Raw genomic sequence first — 23,839 nt, 5'->3', positions numbered from 1 at the left:
GGTCTGATTGGATTGCAATGCCCCATTTCGGCCGTATTGCAAGTGAAACTCCGGGCTATTGCTCAGCCACCTCACAGGTCAATTGTTTACAACAACTATCATTCACTAGACCACCTCCTTTTCGTGTGGCAGCAAAATATTCTGTCTCATTGAATTGTCAAGAACAGAGCGGATTTTTTTTGAAGGCCCATTCTCGAACTTCGTGGGAGTTCCTAGATTTTTGTGAAACATAAAGAGCGTAACGAAATTCATCTGTTCCCAATCTCCTGAACTGAGGCGCGTTCAAGAAACCGCTTTCACCTTGGAAATCAATATCAGGGCGATCACATTGAAGCCCATCGCCAGATAACCGGCTACTTCGTAATTTTCGTACGGAGCCGTGGGACTCGCCGCCGTCAAAATGCTTCCTCCGATCGTGGCCCCAAGCCCGGACGCGAGATTCTGTAACGCGGAGATCACCGTCATAAAACTTCCTCGATCCTTCGGTTCGGTCGTAGAAGTAATCAACGCCAAGGCCGGAATCCATCTTCCGGATACGAGGACCATAAAAACGGTCGTGAGAATCAAAACGTTTACGAGCGTCGTCTGACCGAGATTCGTCATGATAAAGATCGGAATAAAAGATAAGGGAACCAGAATATAGAATACCTTGTGTTTTCCGACCTTATCCGAGATAATCCCGATCACCCTGGAAGAGAAAAACGTAACCAATCCTCCGAAGAAATAAATCCAAGGAATGTTCTCCTTGGGAATTCCCACGTTTCTTTCCATATAAGGCGCGATAAACGGAATGATCGTAAACCCTCCGAGAATCACGAACATGATGAGCATATAAGACGCCATGTATCTTTTATACGTGAGAATGCGAAAAAAATTTCTAATCGGATCCTTTCCCGCGGATTGAAACGGCGGAATACTCGGAAGATGATAATACATCAAAACAAAAATCGGAAGACTCAAAAGTACGATCCCCGCAAAGGACATGTTCCATCCGTAATACTCGGCGACTTTCAATCCCAAGGGAATTCCGATCACGGAGGAAACGGAAAAAGCTCCCATAATAGCGCCGGTCGCCCTTCCCCTCCGGTCCATCGCAATCACGTCTCCTACGATCGCAAAGATAACGGAACTCAAAATTCCTCCGAACGCACCGGAGATGATTCTCGCAGACAAAAGAAAAAAGTAGGAATTTGCGACCGCACAACATGCGGTTCCGAGAATAAATCCCGCGTATAAAAAAATCGCCGCGGACTTTCGATTGAAACGATCGATAAAAAGCGCGCCTACGATTCCGGCCAAAAACGCGCTGTAAGTATATGCGGAAATGAGAAAGGAGAATTCTCTCGGATTGATACCGAACGCTTCTTGGAAATAACTCCCCAAAGGCATCATGATTACGAAGTCGAGAATATGCGTGAATTGAACGGCCGCCAAAACAAAGATCAACATCGCTTCGGATTTTACGTGAATGTTACGAGCAGAATGGGAAGACATATGGATAAGCTGGCGAAATGCCGTTTCTTTGTAGATAGAAAAAATGGATTGAACGTTCTGATTTTCGAAAATCCTTTGAGATCCTGCCGACAACAGATTAGAACTCGTAGACCCGCAACGAATCGGCGGGCTTGCGAATTTAAGTTTCAAAGCCGATAATTTAGGAATGGAAAATTTGAGTTCTAAAACCGACAGTAAATTTATTTCCGCTGATACCGCTCTTTCCTCGGTCAAATCGGGTCAAAGGGTCTTCGTCCACAGCGTCGCCGCCGCACCCAGGCTCCTCATCGATGCTTTGACGGCTCGGGCCGACGAATTGACCGATGTGGAAATGGTCCATCTCCACACGGAAGGTAAGGCTCCTTATGTGGAACCGGGTATGGAAGGAAAATTTTTTACGAACGCACTTTTTGTGGCGGCTAACACCCGAAAGGCGGTCGAAGAAGGCAGAGGAGACTATATTCCGATTTTCTTAAGTGAATGCCCTTCTCTATTTCGAAACGGAATTCTTCCCCTGGACGTAGCCCTCATACAAGTGTCCCCTCCCGATAAACACGGTTTTTGTTCCCTCGGAGTTTCGGTCGATATCAGCAAGGCCGCCGTCGAAACCGCAAAGATCGTAATCGCCCAAGTCAACGCAAACATGCCGCGCACCCACGGGGACGGAATCATCCACGTGAATAAAATCCATTCCCTTGTGGAAGGAAATCTTCCCTTATACGAACACGTCTCCGAACGACCTTCGGACGTCGAGCTTGCGATCGGTAAAAACGTGGCCTCTCTCGTAGAAGACGGCGCTACCTTGCAGATGGGAATCGGAGCGATCCCCAATGCAGTCCTAACGTGCCTGACTTCTCATAAGGATTTGGGAATTCATACGGAAATGTTTTCGGACGGCGTGATGGAACTCGTTCGAAAGGGAATCATCAACGGTATCCGTAAAAAGAAACATCCGGGTAAAATCGTTTCCGGTTTTGTAATGGGAACCGCCAAACTTTACGACTTTATCGACGACAACCCGGAAATTGCGATGCTCGACATCGGTTACATCAACGATCCTCACGTGATTCGAAAAAATCCGAAAGTGACCGCGATCAATTCGGCGGTGGAAGTGGACTTAACGGGACAGGTCTGCGCGGATTCGATCGGAACCAGACAATATTCCGGAGTCGGAGGTCAGATGGACTTTATCCGAGGCGCGTCCCTTTCACCGGGAGGCAAACCCATCATCGCTCTTCCTTCCACCACATCCAAGGGAGAATCCAGAATCGTTTCCTTGTTAAAACCGGGAGCAAACGTCGTCACAACTCGGGCTCACGTTCATTTCGTAGTAACCGAATTCGGTTTCGCCGATTTATACGGAAAAAATCTGAGACAAAGAGCCAAGGCCTTGATCGCAATCGCACATCCCCGTCACAGGGAAAAACTCGAACAAGAAGCCCTGGAACGGTTCAAGGTTCTTTAGAACTTGTCCCAAAAATCCATCGAACGACTACAATCTTAACTCTATAAATTTTGTTATGAATCGGATTTTATAAACGAGGGGTTTATTCGCATCGGGCTGGTTGCACAGCCCGATGGAGAGGATATTTCAAATTGAATTTTTCAAAGGATTAAAGATCAACCAGAATGACTTTTACAATAACCTTCCGGAATTGTAAGTTCTAACGGCTTTCTAATATATGCGTTATTTTGCACATTCAATTCGGGTATCCAATTTCCACGATTCAATCTCAGATCAAATGTATGCTTCTTTTCAACCAAAGAAGTGTTCACTTCGAAAGATTCGTTAATCGGAAAATAAATCGGAAACGTCACCGTGACGGTTTCTCCGGGTTGGATTACCGATTCGTATCCTATTCCATTTCCATGAATTCCATCCGGCTCTAGTGCGTTTATGATACCTACGTTCGGCAATGCAGGACTTACACCCTGTCCGATATTCTTGATCTCGGCGGTCACATACATCATCGGTTTATAGGCTCTACATTTCATTCCGCTAGGATAGACGGAAGCGCGAGGAATGATTAAATCGGGAAGTAGTTCTTCCGTTTGAATCGAGATCGGAAAACAATTCGTATTATTGCCCTCATTCGACTCGGCAATCTTAGATCCTATATCGACTCTCGCACATATATAATAATCTCCCGTTGGTACGTTTTTAGGAAGGATATTCGATCCTTCGCTTACATATTTGAGAGCCCCTGAAACCAGGTCCGGAGTATTGCTGATTCTTCCGCCACCTAACAAAACGTCTTCTTTAAAATCGGAAGAATAAGGAGCATAACCTTCGGGTACCTCTTTGTCTTTAGAAAGAATCAAATCTACCATATAACCTTCCTGATCGGGACGACTTCCAGCCGCCAGACCTCCTCCAAAGTTGGCAACCTGAAGGCTTAGTTTTCGAGAGATGTCTTCTCCCGGTTTCATTTGTCTAGAGCCAGGAAAATAAACATAAACCATAAGATCGGGTTCCGAGGAATTGCTGTACTCCACTATTTCTGATCCGGCATTGAATTCCGGTTGATTTTGATTTGCGCCTATATTTTGAAATTCACCATCTGGAGCCATCGTGTTAAAAGAATAAGTCTCAGTCTGCGAAGACTGTTTAGGCCCCAAAAGCATTAGCAAAGAGGAAGAATCGTTTTGTTTTTCTCCTCCACAATTCCAAATCACATACATTATCAGGAGCACGCTCGCCCCTCTCATCGTCTTTTGTAAAAACTCTTTCATTTGAATCTCCTCAAAAATACATCAGGCATTTTGTTATCTAAATAAACGAATCCTGAGCACAAACTGAGACAGCCAAAATGACCCAAGTTATAACGTAAAATAAGAATGACTAGAAAAATCTCATTTTTAAAGAGAGGTAACGCGCTTTTTACGCTCAAAAACGCAAATTCCACATTAGAACCTGTCTCCTTCTATTGGCGCTCGACGGTTTTTCGGGCAAGCTCTAAAGAAACGTTTCATCAAAGATAAGAATCCTCGTATTTGTTAGGGCATCGGATCGTTCGAATTTTATTTTTTACGAGAAAGAATCGGATCGAATCGTTTGACGAAAACTTCGTTTTTCGTTGAATTGATTTTGAAACCAACGTAGGATGAAATTTGAGAGAGACAAAGTCTATGAGGGAATTTTTCTTTCGGACGTTCACTACCTTATCGACAAAAAGATAAAATCACACAAACACAAAGAACTCTTTCAGTTCCTGGATCATTTGAATCGAAAAAACGTTCGTTTCAAGAACGTATATCTCGTGGGGGACATCCTGGAAAATTGGTTTTTCAGCGCATCGCGTAAGCTCAAAAAAAGTAGAAAAAAATTCAACAAACTCTTCGACAGGCTCGATTCCTTATCCACATTCGAAGGCGATAAGATCTACATCGTGGGAAATCACGACTCCACTTCCTATCTGATGAACCTTCCTCCCAAGATCGAAAGATATCTTCGGGAAAGGAATTGGAAAGTCTGCGAAAAAACCGAAAACGAAACGTTGATCGCGGTTCACGGTCATCAAGGTCAGTACAATCGTTTCACTTGGATCGGTTCGATTTTTTTATTACGTTTTTTGCATGCGATTGCGCTTCTCGTCCCGAAGCTATTCCGTTTTTCGGAAGCGTTTTATCAAAAACATCTGAACAGACAGGATCCGACCACCACGGAAGAAATTCTCGGATACTACAAACGGCTTTCCAAAATCACACATCAAGGAGACAGGGTCCTTATCTCCGGTCACACACACGACTTTCTCTGCATTCCTCATCTAAAAATCATCAACACGGGCGACTGGGTAAAGAGCAACAGCTTCGTAATCCAGGACGGCTCGCGTTTTATCGGCGCCAAAATGAATAAACGGGGAAAATTCTCCAAACAATTCGTCTACAAACATAAATAAGAATCCTTTGCCTTAGTAAAAATATTTCTTGCGGAACGTTTTCAAAAGGTGCAGAATTGCCCGATGCAAATTCCCGATGTCTTACAGTTTATTTCGTGGTCTTCTCTGTTTTACGCCGTCGGTGCTTATACGATCATCGCTCTTCTGCATGATATCTTTCAAAGAAGACACGCGATCAAACATAACTTTCCTCTTGTAGGAAGACTGCGTTATCTTTTTGAAATGATCGGTCCCGAACTGCGTCAGTACTGGGTCGCCAACGATAAAGAGGAGATGCCTTTTAGCAGAGCGGAACGTTCTTGGGTTTACGCGACCGCAAAAAAACAAAACAACAACTTCGGTTTCGGAACCACGGAACTTCTGTACGAAGCGGGTTATCCGATCATCAAACACAGCGCGTTTCCGTTTCCCGAATCCAAAGTAAAACATCTCAAAAACGATACATCCATGATTCCCTGCCTCAAGATCATCGGAGAATTTCACAATCGTAAAAAACCCTTTCGTCCTCCGTCCGTGGTGAACATTTCCGCGATGTCGTACGGATCTCTCGGTAAGAACGCGGTCTCCGCTCTCAACAAGGGAGCGATGATGGCGCACTGTTATCAAAATACGGGAGAAGGCGGGATCAGCCCCTATCACAAGTTAGGCGGCGATATCGTTTGGCAGATCGGAACCGGATATTTCGGGACAAGAGACGAAAAAGGAAATTTCTCACTGGATCTGTTCGGTCAAAAAATTCAAGAAAATCCTCAAATAAGAATGATAGAAATCAAACTTTCCCAAGGCGCCAAACCCGGCAAGGGAGGAATTCTTCCCGGAAAAAAAGTGACCAAACAGATCGCGGATATCCGGGGAGTTCCCCTAGGACAAGACTGTATTTCGCCTAACGCACATTCGGAGTTCGGAAACGTAAACGAACTGATCGACTTTATCGAAAGGCTTCACTCCGCGAGCGGACTTCCCGTCGGAATCAAAAGTGCGATCGGTGAAATTCATTTTTGGAACGAACTCGCGGAAAGAATGAAACAAACTGGCAAGGGCCCGGACTTTATCACGATCGACGGAGGAGAAGGAGGAACGGGAGCGGCTCCGTTAGCCTTTGCGGATCACGTTTCTCTTCCTTTCAAAGTGGGATTTGCCAGAGTTTATCAGATTTTTCAGAAAGAAAAACTCTCCGAAAGAATGGCTTGGATCGGAAGCGGTAAATTAGGATTTCCTGATAGAGCCATCGTAGCGTTCGCGATGGGCTGCGACCTCATCAACATAGCCAGAGAAGCGATGATGTCCATCGGTTGTATCCAAGCCCAACGTTGTCATACGGATCACTGCCCCACCGGAGTCGCGACTCAAAACCGTTGGTTACAAGCAGGTCTCGACATCGAACTCAAAGCGGAACGGAACGCGAACTATATCAAAGGACTGCGCAGGGAAGTCCTTTCGGTGACTCACGCCGCGGGATACGAACACCCGCTTCAATTCCGGGGAAGCGATATTGAAATCAGCGCCGGACTCAATATTTTCAAACCGCTGGAAGTTGTCTTAGGTTACGAAAGGGACCACGTTCATTTTACGAAAATGTTGGATTATACGGATCATACTTACTTGGAAGAATACATGCAGGGGACCGTCAAACGAGAACATCCCGCGGTCTAAAAGTTTGTTTCGTTTTTAATCGGAATTCGGATTCTTTTCCTCTTGCCACGTAAGTTTTTAGAAAAAAACCTGTGTGAAATAATCCAATGTTCAAGTTTTCCTTTTCCTTTACGAACGCAATCGAAGAAGCCCGGGAAGTTCTAATAAAACCGGTTTCCTTTTTCAAAAATCTTTCCAAAGCACCCGAAGAACCCCTGATCTCCTTATATCTTCGTTGTTTAGTCTACATGAGCTTTTTATACGCGGTTGCAGTCATCGGAATGACCTTATTCGCTTCGAGCGGAACTTCAAGTCCGCCTTTGACTTTGTTATTTTTCGAGATGCCTGTCGCGTATTTTCTCTCAAGTTTTATCGTTTTTCCTACTTTAGGTTTTCTTTATATGTTTTTTTCCTGGATCGCGGGCGGGAACACCGACTGGAGGAAAAACTTCAGAGCGAGCACGGCCGTCTTAAGCGTATTTTGGGCGGCGTTGCTGCTCCAAAGTTTCGGCGGATTGATTCATATTTATCTGGGTATCGGGATCGGAGTCGCGTTTACCGCATACATTCCGTTTTTATTCTATCTCGTTCTGACTTCCTATCTGCAAGCTCCGGCAAAAAGAACGGCGATCATTCTGTTCGGGTTCGTCTCCGTTCTTTTGTATCTTCAATACTCAAAAATGGATTCGTATAGGAAAGATTACAAAATCATTGAGAACGTCGATTCTCATAAACCTCTTACAAAAGAAGAGGAAACACAAGGAAAACGGGAAACCGCGGAAATCATCCGAAAGGCGATGGAAAAAGCGGAAGCCGAAGGACACAAACAATAACCATGGCAAGAATTCAATTGGAACTTCCAAATCAATTTATTTGGTCCGTGGATTTGGACGTACGAATTTACGACGTCAACTTTGCGGATCATCTTGCACACGATCGAGTTGTCTCCTTGCTTCACGAAGCGAGAGCGAGATTCTTTTTGGAACACAACTACAACGAACTCAACGTCGAAGGATTGGGAATCATCATGACCGACATCGCGGTCGTTTACAAGGCAGAAGCTTTCTTTCGAGATAAGATTCGAGTGGAGATTACGGCCGGAGATTTCAATCAAAGAGGTTGCGACATCTATTATAGAATGACTCACGCGGACGGTCCGGCCAACGGTAAGGTGATCTGCGAAGCCAAAACGGGAGTCGTATTTATGGATTACACAACTCGCAAATTAGGAGTTCTTCCGGACGGATTTAGAAAAATATTTCCTTAGGGATATTGAGCGAAAGCCCCGCTAAAACGTTCATTCTATCCGTCTATAGTATAGAGAGATGGATTTTAGAAGAAATGTTTTTAGAACCGGTACCGGGGGCCTCCCGGGAATCTCCTATACATGAAAAGCCCCCGTAAAAAACTGGCTTATCAGCTATACTCGAGGGTTTTTCTATGAAACGCACCGAACTGGAAAGAAGAGAAAGAGACCTCCGCAAGGCAGAAAAAAAGGTTCAACTTCAAGAAAAGAGGTTAGCCTCCGGAAAAGGAAGCAGCGTCGGAGTGTATATCGACGAGTTGTCGGCGCTCTTTCGTTATGACGCGAACGAAATCTTCAATACGGGAGACGACATTGGCATCTTGGAACTTTTAGAAGACATCCAGGCGAATCTTCCCGTAAAACAATGGGAAAACGTACTTCGAAAGGCCATCAAAAAGACGGGAGTTCAGGAAAAGGAAAAAGCCTACAACGAACTCAAGGATTTGATGAACGAAGAAGAATCCGAGAAAACCGAAGAAGAAATCGGGGTTTAAACCCCGATTTTCCTTTTATCGCATTTAAGCGACCCGCTTACTCTTAAAAAAAAATCCTTTTATAAACTTTTATATTCGTAACAATCTGTCCCGAAACTTGTCAGGGAGAGTTTTTTATGGATATCAAACGAACTCATTACGATCTTATCATCATCGGTTCCGGAATCGGCGCTCTGACCGTCGCCTCTCTGATGGCGCAATATAGAGATAAAAAAGTTTTAATCCTGGAACAACACTTCAAGGCCGGAGGTTTCACACACGTATTCAAAAGGGAAGGTAAATTCCTCTGGGACGTGGGAATCCATTACATTGGAGACATGGATGAGAATTCTATGCTCCGCAAAATCTTCGATCTGATCACGCGCAATCAAGTGGAATGGAATAAAATGCCTCAAATCTTCGAGAAGTTCGTTTACCCCGGATTTACTTTCGGAGAAAACAGCGACCCGGAACAATATCAGAAAGATCTAATATCCTTATTTCCGGAAGAATCGGAGGCCATTCGCAATTATTTCAACGACGTTCGGAAGGTTGCGAGTTGGCACGGAAGACATATGATACTCAAAGCGCTTCCTCCGTTTTTGGACAAGTTCAAACATACGATCGACTTGATCGGATCCTCCTCCGCGCTGATCACCACAAAAGAATATTTGGACGGGAATTTTAGATCCCCGAAACTCAAAGCAGTCCTCGCATCCCAATGGGGGGATTACGGACTTCCTCCTTCTCTCAGCGCGTTTGCGATCCACGCACTCATCGTCGCGCATTATTTGAAGGGCGGTTATTATCCGATAGGAGGTTCGGGAGTCATCGCGCAATCGATTCAAAAAATCATTCAAGAAAAGGAAGGAGGAATTCTACTCTCCAGAGAAGTTCAAGAAATTCTAATACAGGACGGAAAAGCGGTCGGAGTTAGAGTCAAAAATCGAAAAAAATCGGAGGAAGCCGAACGGGAAGTTATCGAAGAATATACCGCGGACGCAATCGTGTCTAACGCAGGCGCATATAACACTTACACGAAGTTGATTCCTTCCCGGAATAAAATTCCGTTTTTAGAAAAACTCAAAAGTTTTGCCGAACGTCATCCTATGACTACGAATGTAACTCTTTATATCGGATTCAAAGACGATCCGAAAAAACTGGGATTTTTAGGAGAGAATTACTGGATCTACGACTCTTTGGATCATGATCGGAATTTTGAGGTCGATTGGATTCTGGGAAATCGGATTCCGGGCGCGTATCTTTCGTTTCCATCTCTCAAGGATCCGCACGCTCACGCACATACGGCAGAAGTCATCGCATTCAGCAGCTACGCTCCGTTCTTAAAATGGAAGGATCAACCTTGGAAGGAAAGGGACCAAGAATATAAACAACTGAAAGATTCCATCCGGGACAAACTTTTGAATTATATAGAGGATCGTTTTCCGGGATTTAAAAACATCGTGGAATACACGGAAGTTTCCACTCCTCTGACCACGGAACATTTTACCCTTCATAAAAACGGAACGATCTACGGTCTTCCCTGCGTGCCCGACCGTTTTAGAGAAGAGGCGGCTCCTTGGTTTTCTCCGATCACTCCGATCAAAAATTTATTTCTTACCGGAGCGGATGCCGCCTCGCCGGGAATGAGCGGTGCGATGATGGGAGGAATCAGCGCCGTAGCGCATCTCACCGACGGAATTAAAATGATTCAAATCTTTCGAGAAGCCGGAAAGAAAAACAAGAACCGAATATGAGGAAGAGCTCACATTTTTCGGCGATTTTATCGGAACTTAAAAACCGAAAGAATTAAAGAATTAAAATTATGCTTGATCTCTCTGGCAGATAGTATCTAAAAGATATACTTCTCATTTTATAGTTTGAGGCATCTAACTTTTTGTCTTTATGAATTTGTCGTAAAAATCTCATTTGTAAGTGTTACTCATTCCGTATCTATAAAAGAAATCAAGGTTTAAAACCTTTTCAATGGCTCGTATCAATAAAACACGTTATGCACTCTTAGGTATTTTGGGACAAGGTCCTAAAAATGCCTACGAAATCAAAAAGACCATCGAACAATCCATCGGCTTTTTTTGGCAGGAAAGTTTCGGACAAATTTATCCGATTCTGAAACAACTGGAAAAGGAAGAATGTCTCAAATCCTCCAAAGAAAAAAAAGGTTCCGGCCCCGAATCTACGATCTATAAGATCACACCCAAGGGGAAAAAGGAACTCAAAGAGTGGTTGGAAAAACCCGTGGAAAAATTTCCGTATCGGAACGAACTTCTTCTCAAAATTTTTTTCGGCAATCACGTAGACAAAGAGGTCCTGATTCGACATCTTCAGGATACAAAAGAGGAAGCCCTGCGTCTGACGGAGATCTACGAAAACATTCGAACGTTTATGGCAGGTTCCGAAAATTCGAATCCGAACAAAACGTTATGCCTAATCACTCTCAATTTCGGAATCGCGTCCGCACATAGTTTTTTAGAATGGGCGAAAGAATCTAGGGATAAGATAAAAAATTCCGATTTTTAAAACGACTTCGTTTTTCTACTTTTCACTTCGATCAATTTCGCTTAGGCTACAAACTTATTCGAAAAAATCATTCTTCGATGTGACCCCAAAGTGGAGCGCCAATGAATCTGAATCTGCCGCCTCTCCAAGAAAACATGGAACTCGTCTGGTCTCCTTTTGCCTTTTATTCGGGTTTTTCTTTTGCGATTTTCGGAATCAATTCCTATATAACGTATAAAAACCGGAGAGTTCAAGGTAGTAAGGAATTCCTGTTCGTAATCTGCGGGTTGGCCCTTTATTCGTTCGGGAGTTTTTTTGAAATTCTTTCCAAAAACGAACGATGGATTCTTTTTTGGGACGATTTTCAGTTTATCGGAAAGGACATAATCGTAATCGGAATCTCTTTTTTGATTCCCAGAATTACGTCTCTCACCTTCGTCTATCGATTTCCTCTGATCGGTTTCCTCTTACTATTTCCGATTTCCAACGAACTTTTTATCTGGTCCGGATATAAACCCGAGTTAATACGAACAAATATTCAATTTCTTGCAAATACTCCTTGGAAAGCGCTTACCTATGATTACGGACCTTGGATGAGGTTGTTCGTATCCTACTATTTCTCCGCTCAAACGATTATCATCGTGATCCTAATCTGGAAATTTTTGACCTTTAAGGGATTTAAAAAGGGACAGATGTTTATGCTCTTAATCGGAATTTTATTCCCGTTTTTGGGGGGATTGATGACGGTCGCCGGACTTTTTCCGTTTATCAATCCGTATCTGGACGTATTTCCGATCACCGGTTGTGTAACCTCCCTCGTTTGGGCGTACGGTATTTTTTATTTTAAGATGATGGATTTGATCCCGGTCGCGCGGGATAAGGTATTCAACCTAATTCAGGACGGAATTTTAATATTAGATAAAAACAATATAATTCTGGATTACAATAAGTCGGCGATCGCATTATTCCTCAACCGACTCAACTTTTCGGGCGTAACCTTGAAGGAAATTTATCCGGAACTGGATCACTTGATCGAAAAATACAAACGGAAGGAAATCGACTCCATCCCCGATCTTAGGCTTTTTATGAACGGAAGATTCAGATATTACGAAGTGATCCTCGGGAATTTTTCCAATCAGTCCGAACGGAGCGATTTTTGGATTCTTTCCCTAAGGAACATCACGGAACGCAAGTTAGGCGAAGAAAGGGCGATCGAAGAAAAAAACTTTTTGAATATGATCCTGGATTCCACTCGAGTTCTTTTTTTGGTTCTCGACCGGGAAGGTAGAATCCTCAGATTCAACAAGGCTTGTGAAAACGCTTTCGGTTATCGCTCAGACGAAGTACACGGACAAACTTTCTGGGATATCTTCGTCGAACCCGACAAGAAGGAATCCGTCAAAAAAACCTATCTTAGAATGATTCGAAGCAGGATCCTCTCCAAAACCCAGGAACAATGGATCGGTAAATTCAAAGAACGTAAAGTGATTCAATGGGAAAACAGGGAGATCAAGGATGAAAATTTCAGAACAAACTACGTCATATCCGCGGGCGCCGACCTGACGGACGTTTATAACGCGGAAAATGAAATTGCGAATTTAAAATCCGCCAACGAAGAGATCGTCAGAAAAAATCAAATGATCGAGGACCAAAAAAAAGAATTGGAAAAGATCATAGACACGTTGAAAAAAACCCAGGCCCAGCTCGTTCAAACGGCTAAACTCGCCGACTTAGGTCAACTCGTCTCCGGAATCGCGCACGAAATCAATAACCCGTTAGGCGCAATCCAAGCTTCCAATCAGAACATACAACACTATACGAAATCCTTTCGTGAGAAATCCAAAATCTACTTCCGGCTTCTTACCGTACTCCCGGAAAGGATCAGAAACCAAATTTCCGACCTCGTTGAAATCGCGGGGAATCATTCCGATTTGGTTTTGGGTCTTGAAAGGAGAAAACGAGTTAAGGAAGTCAGGGCCAATCTGGAAAGTTTAGGTTTTTTTGCCCCCTCCAACGAACTCTGCGAAGTCGCGTTCGAATGCGGTCTTTACGGAAAGGAAAAAGAATATCTGGAACTCCTAAAACACGAAGAGGCCGTTCCCATCTTAGAACTCATCACCGACCTTTTAGGACCGGAAAGGAATTCGCAGACGATCCAAGCCGCCGTGGAAAGGTCCTCCAAAATTCTCTACGCTCTGAAAAGTTTCGCGCATTTCGACAACGACAGCGTATTAGAACATTCTAATCTTAAAGAAAATATCGAAACCGTATTGACCCTTTATCAAAATTTATTCCGCCACGGAGTGGAACTCTACGTTGAGTTCGGGGAACTACCTTCCGTTCCGATCTATCGAGACGATCTTTTACATCTATGGACGAACCTAATCATGAACGCCGTCCAAGCGATGAATTACTCGGGCAAATTAAAGATCAGCGTAAATCGCGAGGACGATTTTGCGGTTGTCAAAGTGGAGGACTCGGGACCCGGAATTCCGGAATCTCTTCGGGAAAGGATCTTCGATCCCTTTTTTACCACAAAACCTCCGGGAGAAGGAAGCGGGCTCGGTCTGGATATTTGTCTCAAGGTCGTAGAAAAACACAAAGGGATGATCTTTTACGATTCAAAACCAGGAAAAACGGTGTTCACGGTCAAACTTCCGATCAAACATTTAAATAGTTGAATATTATAATATTCCTTTGCGGGGAAGCAATCGGATCTCGTCCGGATAGACGGCGTCCGGCAAAGTGGAAAGTGTGGCGAGCCACTTCCCGAAGTCGTCGACCGGGATCATATCGTCCTGCTCGAAACCCTCTCTTCCCTTCCAGATATCCGTATACACCGCGCCCGGATATACGGTAATAACTCGAATCCCTTTCGATTTCAATTCTTCCCGGAGAGCTTTTGCAAAACCCGCGATCGCATGCCGACTCGCGCAGTAAGCGGTAGAATCCGAAAACCCCTGATAGCCCGCGGTGGAAGAAAGATAACACAAAAAAGATCCCGCTCTTAAAAGCGGAAGTATTTCTTTCGTAAGTAAAAACAGGGAATTTAGATTGAGAACAAAATGTGCATTCCATTCCTCTAATGTGATTTGTTCTACGGGTTTAAAAAGCCCGCTTCCGAATGTGAAATAAACGCCGACCAAGCAAGAAACCCGTTCTTTTAAAGCCGCTACGAATTCAAGGACTTCGGATTGTCTGGAAAGATTACACTGAAAATTCTTTCCTCGTTCAAACTCGCCGTCCGGTTTCCAAGCCGTCCCCGTCCTGGAAACTCCGATCGCAGCTTGATTCAATAGATTCAGATTTTCTAATACGGATTTTCCGATTCCGGAACCGGCTCCGGCGACGAGGATGAGTTTTCTTTCTTTTTCGGAAGACAAAAAATTCTCCCCTTAAAAAAAAGTGGCGGGATAAACGGGAAATTCCGTCGAAAACACTTCCTGACGGTCCAACTCGATCGTATCCGTAGGAAGATTCTTTTTTTCTCCCGGATAAGACAAACTCTTCCAGGATACGATGTATTTGAGGATAAAGTCGGTCGCTTCCAGATTTCGATTGGCCTGTACCGTATCCTTTCCCCAGACCGTAATTCCATGTTTTTCGATGATACAGAAAGGAACCGTCGGTTTGTATTCTTTCAGATATTTTTCCAAACAATCAGAAATGTCCTGTACATTCGGAAAATTGTATATTACGGGAACATAAACTTTCGGGCTTTCCTCCCAGATTCCGTAAACCTTTAGGATTTCGATCGAGGGCAACTCCAAAAGAGCGACGGGATCGGTTTTGGCGGTGTTCGCACGGATCAGATTGGATTCCAAGGTATGAACGTGTAACCCGCATCCGACTCCGTCTAACGCGCGATAGACGGCTCTGTGGATCGAAGTTTCCGCGCTGGGTTTGAGTCCCTTTTCCGCCTTGGAATTTTTCGAAGCGGAAGGTTTACCAGATTCCAAGTCGACGTATAGAAAATTACGTTTGTTTAATAGATTTTTATCCAAGCCGCTTCCGCTAACCCAGAATCCGGATTCTTCCGGCAAACGAATGGAAAGATTTCCGGCGGTTCCCGGCATCCATCCGTTTTTGTGATAGGCGGCTCCCAATTCCGAGAGCCTTTCCAGTTGTTTTTTAGCGGACATATCAGTCCAGGGAATTGGTTTCTTCCACGTAGTTCGGAACCCAGCCGCTCATATCCTGAAAGTAACGAACCGCTTTGATTCTCTTTTTATCATCCAGATAAAACCAGTGATTTGTGTTTCTAGGTACGGAAATAAAATCGTCCTTTACTACGTGAACAAGAAATTTCTCCCCCTTGAGAGCGAATCCGAAAACTCCGGAACCGTCCACGATATATCTCACTTCCTCGTCCGTGTGATAGTGAACTCGATCGAACTTTGCGAGCATATCGTTCAATCCCGATACGTTCGGATGTAACACGATCAAGTCTCTGGATTGATACCCTTCTTTTTCTTTGAGAGTTTCGAAACGATCGTCCAGTTTTTTGAGGAGTTCCTCCTTTTCGTTATCGGCCAGAACTTCCTTGTCCGTCAGATTTGACGCGTTAGGCGGAACCTGCCAGTGATCGTAATCGATTCCCCTTTCTTTGAGAAAGGATTTTACTTCGTTCGTTTCCTGAATCGGCCCCAGGCCGTTTTGTCTTACTATCGTTGCCATAGATAACCTCCGCAGATTGTTATTTGTTGACCCTTTCCACGTAAGTGAGATCCCGCAGGTCTATTTTGATTACGTCTCCCTGCTTTACGAATATCGGAACGTTGATTTCTCCGCCGGTTTCGACGGTGACTCGTTTTTGAGCCGTGCCGGATGTGTCTCCTTTAAGACCTTCTTCGGCGTAGGTAACTTGCAAGATGGAGAAGTTAGGAGGAATGACTCCGATCGGTTTGCCTTCGTAGAAAGTAACTTCCATCGCGGTTTCTTCTTTTAAAAAGGGAAGAATGTCTTCCACATATTCTTTAGACACCGGCATTTGTTCGAAGTCGTTGGAATCCATGAAGATGATATCGTCGCCTTCCGTGTAGCAGATGGTCATATTTCTTTTTTCTAATTCGACGCTCTCCAATTTTTCCGCCGCCTTGAATGTGCGTTCGATGGAGCTGTTTCTGGTAAGGTTTTTGAGTTTCGTTCTGATAAAAGCCGAACCCTTTCCAGGGTTTACGAATTCGGTTTTGACGACCGAGTAAAGATCCCCTTCCACTTTGAGAACCATACCTTTTTTTACTTCTGTGATACCAAGAGTCATGGAATTTCCTAAGAATAGTTTACCTCCTTCTATTTCTCGGGGAAAGGGCGCCCTGTCAAGAAAAAGAAGCCATCGAGCGATCCATAGAGCGTTGTGGCCAAAAGCTGCGAAGCAAAAGCGTTGGCTCTTGGCAAAACCAAGAAATAACGATCCATCTGCCACCGCAAACCAAACGCCGTGTGTTAATTTGTAATAATTCAAGCTCGAATTAGAATGGACTTTTTTGATACCACAAGCAAGTATCCCGGACAACTTTTCACAGGAACATAAAAGTAAACGTATGAAACTAAAGTTTATGATTCTTATAACGATCCTCGGCGCGCTTACCGGAAATTGTAAACCTAAGGAAACGATCACGGTCACCGGCTCGGAAACGATGCATTTAATGCTTCAGATGATCGGTTTGGAATATTCGAAAAAGAAATCGGAAATCCAAGTCGTAGTTCACGGCGGAGGTTCGATCGAAGGAATCGAAAGATTAGTTCAGGGTAAAACGGACATCGCCGCCGTAAGCAGACCCCTTACCGAAAAGGAACTCAAAGAATTCGATTCCAAAGGAAAATTCGAATCCCTCACGATCGCTTATGACGGAATCGCAATCATTGTTCATCCGTCCAATCCGGTTCGTAAAATGGGTTTGGAAACCGCTTCTAAAATTTTTGCGGGAGAAATCACGGACTGGTCGCGAGTCGGGGGCAAATCCGGAAAGATAGACTTAGTGATTCGAAACGACAAATCTGGAACCGCGTCCTACTTTGAAACGCACGTTCTCAAACAAAAAGATTTAGGGGTTAAAAATTTCGAAACCAGAAAGAATGTGGAGTATTCCAAATCCGCTAAAATCGTTGCGGACAATGATAGAATGGCGGCGGCGATCGATTCCAATTCGAACGCGATCGGGTTTATGGGAATGGGAAGCGCCCTTCTTGAAAATAAAGGTAAAGTGCGCGCTTTGGAATATTCTCTTTCCGGAAAAGATCCCTTTGTGATCCCGAGTATCGAAAACGTTTACAACAGAAAATATAAACTTTCCAGAGGCCTCTATCTATTCTACCTTTCCGATCACGGGCAAAAAATAGACGACTTTATCACGTATGTTACGAGTGAGGAAGGACAAAGCACGATCCTCAAAAGCGGATATTTAAGAGGAACTCTCCCGACCGTAGAAGTCGAAGTCAAAAAGTAAGTCGGAGTCGGGAATCCAATCGGAAAAATTTTAACCCTGATATCTGACTCCTATCCACTGAACCCTAATACTGGTTGACGCGTCAAACGACGATCGGAGGATTTTGTTCCGGAGCCAATCCTTCATGTCCCATTCCTCTTTCGATCACATCCACTACTCTCGAACCGATTTGGAATCTTCTCCGAAATGGTCGAATTGGAAATGGCAGATTCAAAATCGAATCAAAACCCAAGCGCAGTTGTCCGAGCATCTCGAACTGACGGAAGAAGAAAAACTCTCTTTCGACGCTTGTTCGACATTTTTCGAATTTTCCGTTACACCTTATTACTTAAATCTCGCGGACAAAAAAAATCCCGACTGTCCGATCCGACTTCAGGTTGTTCCTCGTCGGGAAGAGTTGATTCGAAACGATTTTGAAAGAGAGGACCCTCTCGCGGAAGAAACTCATATGCCGGTCAAAGGAGTCACTCATCGATATCCCGATCGTGTGATTTGGTATCTGTCGCACGTATGTGCGGTTTATTGCAGATTTTGTACTCGCAAAAGAAAAGTCAGCAAATCCTTTCATACGCCCGGCAAGGAAGAATGGGATCAGGCTCTGACTTACTTTCGATCGCATCCGGAAATCAAGGAAGTGATTCTTTCCGGAGGGGATCCGCTCAACCTCTCCGATGAAAAACTGGATTATCTCTTAAGAGAATTAAAATCCATTCCGCATATCAATCAGGTTCGGATTCACTCCCGATATCCGGTAACACTTCCGATGAGAATCGATTCGTCGTTATGCGCCGTTCTCAAAAAACATTTTCCGATTTATCTGGTCACTCATTTCAATCACCCGAAAGAGATAACTCCTCTCGTTCGGGAAAGAATTTCTTTTCTGATCCGAAAAGGAAACGCGATGGTTTTAAACCAAGCAGTCCTCTTAAAGGGAATCAACGATTCCGCCGAAACGTTAAAAGAACTCTTTTACGGTCTTACCGCGATCGGAATCAAACCCTATTATCTGCATCAGTGCGACGAGGTTTGGGGAAGCGGAGGTTTCCGAGTCGAAATTGAAAAAGGTGTGGAAATCATGAAACAGATTCGAGGAAAAATTTCGGGCTTATCGGTTCCGCTTTACGTGGTGGATCTGACCGGAGGCGGGGGTAAGGTTCCTCTTCCTACTTCCTATCTGGCGGAAAAAACGGATCGTTCGTATGTCTTTCGAAACTACCAGGACGAACTTTATGAAATCGGCTATTAAGCGAAATCGACTTTACGATACTTACCGCAAGAACCGCGTCGAAAGAAAATATCCGCGACTCGTTTTGTTACTTCTGACGTTCGTATTTTTAACCGTTTCCAATTGCAAAACTACCGAAAGCGGTAAGAGCGTCTCGATCGTAACTCCCAGATATCTTAGACTCAACTACGACGTGGTCTATGAGACTTCCGAAGGGGTAACCCTCCACGAATCCGGGAAATTATTTGCGAGAGGACTGTTTTACGATTTTACGATCCGATCCTCGGCAAACCAATTCGAAAGAATCAAGGCTTCCTCTTATACGGAAGACAATCAGGTCGATTTCAAACACATCCTAACAAACGAGGAATTGAATTCGCTTGAGAACAAACAATATCAATATTTTTCCATGCCAAACGACTCAAGGGCCAGCGTTTTAACCGGAATCCATAACGGACACTGTTATGTTCGGTGGGTATGGCAGAAAGATTCCTTCATTTTCGTATTTGAAACGGACGTTAAAAACGATTCCGAAGAAAATCCGGCCACGCTCGGAAAGAAATTTCATGAAAATATCCGTAATGGACTCAGAATTTTTTAGTATTCTTGACCGATTCCGTACAGATCCGTATGCTATCCTTTGCAAGGATCTGGTATGTGGTTGAAACTGGGAGATTCTGAAATCATCAACCTGGATTATATATCCACGATCAAGAAAAACTCCTCTTCCAATTCGATTGAGATCATCTACAACGATCTCAATCATATCAAATCCCTTCCGTTTAGAAATGCGGAAGAAAGAGATAGGGCTTACGACGCGATTCTCGAAAATCTTTCGAGAATGAAATTATTTTTTGAATAAGAGAGTGGGAAGATGGAGTCGATCAAACAAAATCTGCAAACCGTATTTTCCCTAAAACCCTTCGAGATCCTTTTTTACGGGTCGAGACAAAGAGGAGATTTTCGGGATTCGTCCGACTTTAATTTTTTTCTTTTAGCGGATCCGAGCGATCAGTTGAAGAGCACTTTTTTAAGGGAAATCAATGCGGTTTTCAGTCCCTTGGAAGAAATCGCTCCCGTTCAACTCGTTACCGCGGACACGGATTCTTTTTTGGCAAGGCTCCGCATTTTCGAACCTTCCGCGGCTCATATCTGCGAGTTCGGAGAACCTTTTTTCGGAAAAGAATCTTTTCCTTCCTTAATGGGAGAATGGGCCAAACTCAAAGGTCTGACCATCGATCCCCTTGCCACCGGAAAACACCTGAAAAAAAGATACCGCTTTTACAAAAGTATCTCTCCTAGAAACACCAAAGAAGAGATCATGAGAATGGAAAGGCTCGTGGCTCTTTATCTTCAGAATTGGATCTTTCGTGAAATCGAAGACCTCAGTTGGATTGAAATCGTTCACGCGGATATTCCCGCAAGACTGATCGCAATGGTGCGCGGGCTCTATCGCAAAGAAGCGAGGGAAAACACCTTGGAAATTTTGAATCTATATGAAGAAATCCTAAAGTTAAAAACGGAAATTCGTAACCATCAAAATCCTTTTTCCGCGGAAAAGTTTCAGAATCTCAAGGACACGATCCGTTTCGAAGAGAAAGAAATCAAGATTCTCAAATTGAATTACTAGGTCCGAGTTTTAATTAGAGGTGTTGAAAAATTAATTCCCCGTCCGCTTCAATGAAATGGTCGATTGAGGCGGTTTTGTTAATCCGAACTATTGTTTTTTCAACACCTCTAATATAAAGTATTCGGAAATACGAATATAATGATAGGATTTTACCGAATTCTTTTAGAATGAAACAAGCTACTCGCTTTTTTCATAAACGGTAAAAGAAGAAAATAAAGAACGATAGAAATTCCCGGAACCCAAACGAGCCATCCTAAAACGGCAAAACCCGCCACGTCGAAAATTCCTTTTGCGATCGCGGAAACGTTTTCTGCGGAAATGTTTTCCGCCCAATCCAGATCGAGCGGAGTCGAGGTAATCATCGAACCCGTTTGTAAAAACGGAAAGATCAAAAGGATCTGCAACGGATACACGAGATAATTCGCCAACTGAATTGCAACCGGATTGAGTCTGAACAATATCCCTAAAATTCCGCAAAGAGTCATCGTCGTTCCGATCAAAGGAAACACACCCATTCCCGCGCCGACGACAATACTTAAGGAAATTTTTTCCGGGGTAATTCCGGATTTGAGTTCCCTCTTGATGATATCCATTCCGTTTTTCGGAGAAAAACGTTTTAGAAAATGAAAAATCGATTTTCCTTTCCAAGTCGGATGCGCGTCTTTAGATGTCGTTTCCTTTTGCACTTACAACTTCTTATTTAAAAATTTCAGACTCAAATCGTTCGGTCTTACCGAAACGACGCCGATATTTCTCATCGAAAACGGAGCGGCACAATAAGAAAAGTAATATCCCCACTTCCGAATAAAAGATTCGTCAAAACCCATCAATTGGAATGGAAATAAATTTCTACGATTTTACGAAAACGAACGCGAGTAGTATATAACGAGCGATACGCAGAGTGAATACGATACTCGCGAATAACCACAATCTTTGTCTAAAAAATCCGGAAAGAATCGTAATCGGATCGCCTACAATCGGCAAAAAGGACAACAATAAGATCGGCCAACCGATCGTTTGTATTTTTTGATATAACCTTTGAAACATCTGAGAAGAATCCAATTTTTTGCGAACAAAGGTTTCCGAGCCGTAACCTAAAAAATAGTTAACCGAACACGCGGCGCAATTCCCGAAAGACGCCCACACAACCGCCTCGTAAGGAGAAAGTCCCGAAAGAATCGCAAGAGCGAATGCAGCTTCGGAGCTGAACGGAAGAATCGTCGCGGCGGCGAAGGATACGATCGCAAGACCAAAACCTCCGTATGTCGGAATCAACTTGGATAAAATTTCCCAAAGGTTCTGCTCCACTGCGGCTCCTTTTAAACCCGAAAAGAAATTCAAGTTCTATTTCCAGATTTTGCAGGTCCGCAAATAACGTCTTTGAATTTTTGCGGACACAAATCATTTAGTTAATCAGTAAAAAAAATGAATATTCTATTCTTTTAATATTATTTCCTTGTATCGTTTCCAGGAATCTCAAGGTTTGCATAGGCTACGGCGGTCTTTTTTTCTTTTGACGTTTGTTATTCTTTTGAAATCGATTTAGGTCCGTTCCATCCCACTTGGGGGTCCGGGACTCGTATTTCCCAAATGAATTTTTTAAACCGAAATGGAATTCGATAACTTCGGATGTATCTCTGGCAGTAAGTTCCCGAATGAGAACTGTATTCGACAAGACTATATTCCACGGAACCCGAAAAAAGAGTCTGAAACTCGGATTCTAAAATTTCAATTCTTACTTGAGCTTGTTTCTTAGAGATTTTTTCGACGTCGACGATTTGAATCTTTTCACTCCGAAGTTTGGAGAGAAGAATATTTAGATTCCGATCGGAAACGCTCAAATCAAGAACCAAAGGTTCTCGATCGGAGAGAACAGGCGGACATTTCCCTTTGCCTACGTCCCCGTCTTCCGCAAAGACGGATCGATGTAGATCATAAGAATCAAAATAAACACAACAACACAAAAGTAAAAGTGTCGTCTTTCCGTATTGGAGGATTCGCAAGATTTTCACCTCAAAATCAAATTCTTAAAAGAAGATTCTCTTGAATCCGACTCTTTGATTTTAGAATTTTAAGAATTTTTAAAGTAGATTACAGGACGGCAAATTTAGCTTGTATCATCTTATGAATTTTTTCCGCTTCCCGACCGGCGCGCATCGCAAAATCCAAACCGCTCGAAGCGAAATGAATCCCCCTCGAAGAATTGATCAACGAATAACGGCCGCAAACCGGCAAAAGATCGTCGAGTTTTGCCCCCTGCGCTCCGAAACCGGGAATCAAAAAAATCCGATCGGGATTTTGTTTACGTAGAGTTTCCAACTCGAGCGGGTTGGTCGCTCCTACTACAAAACCCAAGTTCAAAGGAGAAATCGAGTTTGCTACGTACGCGACTTCCTCGTAGAGAGTGCGGCCCGTTTGCGAAAATCTTTTCTTTTGAAACTGCGCCGAGTCTGGATTGGACGTAAGGCAAAGCCAGAATATTAGATGATCTTGATATTCTAAAAAAGGGCGAAGCGAGTCAAGACCCATATACGGAGAAAGAGTCAGACTATCCACTTGAAGATCACCGAAATAATAACGCGCGTATTGTCTCGCGGTATTGTCCAAATCTCCGCGTTTAACGTCCGCAACGATCGGAATCTGAGGATAATTGCTTTTGAGATGACCGATTACTTTTTCAAACTGACGGATTCCGGAGGAACCGAACACTTCAAAAAAAGCGATATTCGGTTTGTATGCGACCGCATAAGGCGCGGTTGCGTCGATGATCTCGCGGCAAAATTGAACGAGGGGCTCCGGACTTCGTTTAACAATTTCCGGAAGTTTGTAGTAGTCGGGATCAAGCCCGATACAAAGAAGAGATTGTAGAGATTGGCTCCGGGTCAGGAATTTACTTTGAAAATTCAAAAGCCCCTCCCCGGAAACTAATGATCTTACTTACGAACGATATGTTTCTGCGCAAACTGAGGAAGCACGAACGCCGCCTTGTGCATCTCCGCAGAATAATATTTCAGTCCTTGCGGAACCCTTTGGGGATCGGGAACCACAGTATAAGGGTCCGGACCTTTCGAACAATACGTAAAACCGATGATCCCGGATGGATACGTGGGAACCACCGTGTAATAATAACCGCAGTGTTTGAAAATCTCAGGAATGAAGTTGAACAACTCCCGGATGATCGATCCGTGATAATAGAAACTTTCTCCCTGAGTCG

General features: G+C 43.7%; 25 protein-coding genes (1 of these 25 cut by a window edge). 14 read left to right on the top strand and 11 right to left on the bottom strand.

Going from position 1 to position 23,839, the window contains the following annotated elements; all coding sequences use genetic code 11:
- Nucleotides 1–282: 282 nt before the first annotated feature.
- Nucleotides 283–1,494, bottom strand: a complete 1,212-nt coding sequence (locus tag LEP1GSC194_RS03935) for an MFS transporter (protein ID WP_036041385.1) — start codon at nucleotides 1,492–1,494, stop codon at nucleotides 283–285.
- Nucleotides 1,495–1,660: 166 nt separating this feature from the next.
- Between LEP1GSC194_RS03935 and LEP1GSC194_RS03930 the strand changes: the two genes are divergently transcribed.
- Entirely contained in the window at nucleotides 1,661–2,959 is a 1,299-nt protein-coding gene (locus LEP1GSC194_RS03930; protein WP_020772492.1) for an acetyl-CoA hydrolase/transferase family protein, read from the top strand.
- 155 nt (nucleotides 2,960–3,114) lie between these two features.
- Here the strand turns inward: LEP1GSC194_RS03930 and LEP1GSC194_RS03925 are convergent, their stop codons facing one another.
- The gene (locus LEP1GSC194_RS03925) at nucleotides 3,115–4,227 is read right to left on the bottom strand and encodes a hypothetical protein (RefSeq protein WP_017809952.1); all 1,113 of its coding nucleotides are present in this window, start codon (nucleotides 4,225–4,227) and stop codon (nucleotides 3,115–3,117) included.
- A gap of 371 nt (nucleotides 4,228–4,598) precedes the next feature.
- Here LEP1GSC194_RS03925 and LEP1GSC194_RS03920 point away from each other — a divergent pair, with 371 nt between their 5' ends.
- The 8 genes from LEP1GSC194_RS03920 (at nucleotide 4,599) to LEP1GSC194_RS03885 (ending at nucleotide 14,002) form a co-directional block, all read left to right on the top strand.
- Nucleotides 4,599–5,393 carry a UDP-2,3-diacylglucosamine diphosphatase gene (locus LEP1GSC194_RS03920; protein ID WP_020772469.1) on the top strand — a complete coding sequence of 265 codons (795 nt, stop codon included), beginning with the start codon at nucleotides 4,599–4,601 and terminating at the stop codon, nucleotides 5,391–5,393.
- A 63-nt stretch (nucleotides 5,394–5,456) separates the two neighbouring features.
- Nucleotides 5,457–7,046 (top strand): FMN-binding glutamate synthase family protein, encoded by a 1,590-nt coding sequence (locus LEP1GSC194_RS03915; protein ID WP_020772532.1) that lies wholly within the window; start codon nucleotides 5,457–5,459, stop codon nucleotides 7,044–7,046.
- An 86-nt stretch (nucleotides 7,047–7,132) separates the two neighbouring features.
- On the top strand, nucleotides 7,133–7,858 hold the full coding sequence (locus LEP1GSC194_RS03910; protein ID WP_020772376.1) for a Yip1 family protein: 726 nt from the start codon (nucleotides 7,133–7,135) through the stop codon (nucleotides 7,856–7,858).
- A 2-nt stretch (nucleotides 7,859–7,860) separates the two neighbouring features.
- A complete protein-coding gene (locus tag LEP1GSC194_RS03905) occupies nucleotides 7,861–8,292 on the top strand; it encodes an acyl-CoA thioesterase (RefSeq protein WP_020772543.1) in 432 nt (143 codons plus the stop codon).
- 173 nt (nucleotides 8,293–8,465) lie between these two features.
- On the top strand, nucleotides 8,466–8,825 hold the full coding sequence (locus tag LEP1GSC194_RS03900; protein ID WP_020772395.1) for an LB_289 family protein: 360 nt from the start codon (nucleotides 8,466–8,468) through the stop codon (nucleotides 8,823–8,825).
- Between the two features lie 116 nt (nucleotides 8,826–8,941).
- Complete coding sequence (locus LEP1GSC194_RS03895; RefSeq protein ID WP_020772466.1) at nucleotides 8,942–10,561, top strand: phytoene desaturase family protein; 1,620 nt, start codon at nucleotides 8,942–8,944, stop codon at nucleotides 10,559–10,561.
- Between the two features lie 229 nt (nucleotides 10,562–10,790).
- On the top strand, nucleotides 10,791–11,342 hold the full coding sequence (locus tag LEP1GSC194_RS03890) for a PadR family transcriptional regulator (RefSeq protein WP_020772353.1): 552 nt from the start codon (nucleotides 10,791–10,793) through the stop codon (nucleotides 11,340–11,342).
- A gap of 134 nt (nucleotides 11,343–11,476) precedes the next feature.
- Entirely contained in the window at nucleotides 11,477–14,002 is a 2,526-nt protein-coding gene (locus tag LEP1GSC194_RS03885; protein ID WP_036041382.1) for a histidine kinase N-terminal 7TM domain-containing protein, read from the top strand.
- A gap of 3 nt (nucleotides 14,003–14,005) precedes the next feature.
- On the opposite strand, the gene LEP1GSC194_RS03880 is transcribed toward LEP1GSC194_RS03885, so the two are convergent.
- The 4 genes from LEP1GSC194_RS03880 to efp are packed head-to-tail and all read right to left on the bottom strand — an operon-like array spanning nucleotide 14,006 to nucleotide 16,584.
- Nucleotides 14,006–14,704: an SDR family oxidoreductase gene (locus tag LEP1GSC194_RS03880; protein ID WP_020772418.1), complete on the bottom strand. Its 699-nt coding sequence runs from the start codon at nucleotides 14,702–14,704 to the stop codon at nucleotides 14,006–14,008.
- 12 nt (nucleotides 14,705–14,716) lie between these two features.
- Nucleotides 14,717–15,463: a methylthioribulose 1-phosphate dehydratase gene (gene mtnB / locus LEP1GSC194_RS03875; RefSeq protein WP_020772467.1), complete on the bottom strand. Its 747-nt coding sequence runs from the start codon at nucleotides 15,461–15,463 to the stop codon at nucleotides 14,717–14,719.
- Nucleotide 15,464: 1 nt separating this feature from the next.
- Entirely contained in the window at nucleotides 15,465–15,998 is a 534-nt protein-coding gene (locus tag LEP1GSC194_RS03870; RefSeq protein ID WP_017808663.1) for a 1,2-dihydroxy-3-keto-5-methylthiopentene dioxygenase, read from the bottom strand.
- A gap of 19 nt (nucleotides 15,999–16,017) precedes the next feature.
- Nucleotides 16,018–16,584 carry an elongation factor P gene (gene efp / locus LEP1GSC194_RS03865; RefSeq protein ID WP_020772460.1) on the bottom strand — a complete coding sequence of 189 codons (567 nt, stop codon included), beginning with the start codon at nucleotides 16,582–16,584 and terminating at the stop codon, nucleotides 16,018–16,020.
- A gap of 280 nt (nucleotides 16,585–16,864) precedes the next feature.
- On the opposite strand from efp, the gene LEP1GSC194_RS03860 reads away from it, so the two are divergent.
- From LEP1GSC194_RS03860 to LEP1GSC194_RS03840, 5 genes are all read left to right on the top strand, one after another.
- The gene (locus LEP1GSC194_RS03860; protein ID WP_020772534.1) at nucleotides 16,865–17,770 is read left to right on the top strand and encodes a phosphate ABC transporter substrate-binding protein; all 906 of its coding nucleotides are present in this window, start codon (nucleotides 16,865–16,867) and stop codon (nucleotides 17,768–17,770) included.
- Between the two features lie 124 nt (nucleotides 17,771–17,894).
- Nucleotides 17,895–19,016: a KamA family radical SAM protein gene (locus LEP1GSC194_RS03855; RefSeq protein WP_021064751.1), complete on the top strand. Its 1,122-nt coding sequence runs from the start codon at nucleotides 17,895–17,897 to the stop codon at nucleotides 19,014–19,016.
- The gene (locus LEP1GSC194_RS03850; protein WP_020772347.1) at nucleotides 19,000–19,596 is read left to right on the top strand and encodes a hypothetical protein; all 597 of its coding nucleotides are present in this window, start codon (nucleotides 19,000–19,002) and stop codon (nucleotides 19,594–19,596) included. Before LEP1GSC194_RS03855 ends, LEP1GSC194_RS03850 begins: the two co-directional genes overlap by 17 nt.
- A 54-nt stretch (nucleotides 19,597–19,650) precedes the next feature.
- Nucleotides 19,651–19,857 (top strand): hypothetical protein, encoded by a 207-nt coding sequence (locus tag LEP1GSC194_RS03845; protein ID WP_020772472.1) that lies wholly within the window; start codon nucleotides 19,651–19,653, stop codon nucleotides 19,855–19,857.
- A 12-nt stretch (nucleotides 19,858–19,869) separates the two neighbouring features.
- Nucleotides 19,870–20,625 (top strand): hypothetical protein, encoded by a 756-nt coding sequence (locus LEP1GSC194_RS03840; protein ID WP_020772407.1) that lies wholly within the window; start codon nucleotides 19,870–19,872, stop codon nucleotides 20,623–20,625.
- A 149-nt stretch (nucleotides 20,626–20,774) separates the two neighbouring features.
- On the opposite strand, the gene LEP1GSC194_RS03835 is transcribed toward LEP1GSC194_RS03840, so the two are convergent.
- The 5 genes from LEP1GSC194_RS03835 to speE form a co-directional block, all read right to left on the bottom strand.
- On the bottom strand, nucleotides 20,775–21,218 hold the full coding sequence (locus LEP1GSC194_RS03835; RefSeq protein WP_051185323.1) for a DUF2062 domain-containing protein: 444 nt from the start codon (nucleotides 21,216–21,218) through the stop codon (nucleotides 20,775–20,777).
- Between the two features lie 256 nt (nucleotides 21,219–21,474).
- Complete coding sequence (locus LEP1GSC194_RS03830; RefSeq protein WP_036041374.1) at nucleotides 21,475–21,933, bottom strand: YqaA family protein; 459 nt, start codon at nucleotides 21,931–21,933, stop codon at nucleotides 21,475–21,477.
- Between the two features lie 215 nt (nucleotides 21,934–22,148).
- Nucleotides 22,149–22,637, bottom strand: coding sequence for a hypothetical protein (locus LEP1GSC194_RS03825; RefSeq protein ID WP_408605326.1), 489 nt, complete (start codon nucleotides 22,635–22,637; stop codon nucleotides 22,149–22,151).
- A gap of 79 nt (nucleotides 22,638–22,716) precedes the next feature.
- Nucleotides 22,717–23,532: an orotidine-5'-phosphate decarboxylase gene (gene pyrF, locus LEP1GSC194_RS03820; RefSeq protein ID WP_017809926.1), complete on the bottom strand. Its 816-nt coding sequence runs from the start codon at nucleotides 23,530–23,532 to the stop codon at nucleotides 22,717–22,719.
- 26 nt (nucleotides 23,533–23,558) lie between these two features.
- Nucleotides 23,559–23,839, bottom strand: the final stretch of a protein-coding gene (gene speE / locus LEP1GSC194_RS03815; RefSeq protein ID WP_017809925.1) for a polyamine aminopropyltransferase. 562 nt of this gene lie beyond the right edge of the window; the window shows 281 of its 843 coding nt (coding positions 563–843); its start codon lies off the right edge, out of view — the gene reads right to left on this strand; its stop codon occupies nucleotides 23,559–23,561.

The sequence above is a fragment of the Leptospira alstonii serovar Sichuan str. 79601 genome, from assembly GCF_000347175.1.
Lineage (GTDB): Bacteria > Spirochaetota > Leptospiria > Leptospirales > Leptospiraceae > Leptospira > Leptospira alstonii.
Note: the sequence above shows the minus strand (reverse complement) of the source record. Positions and strands in the feature narration are given on the sequence as shown.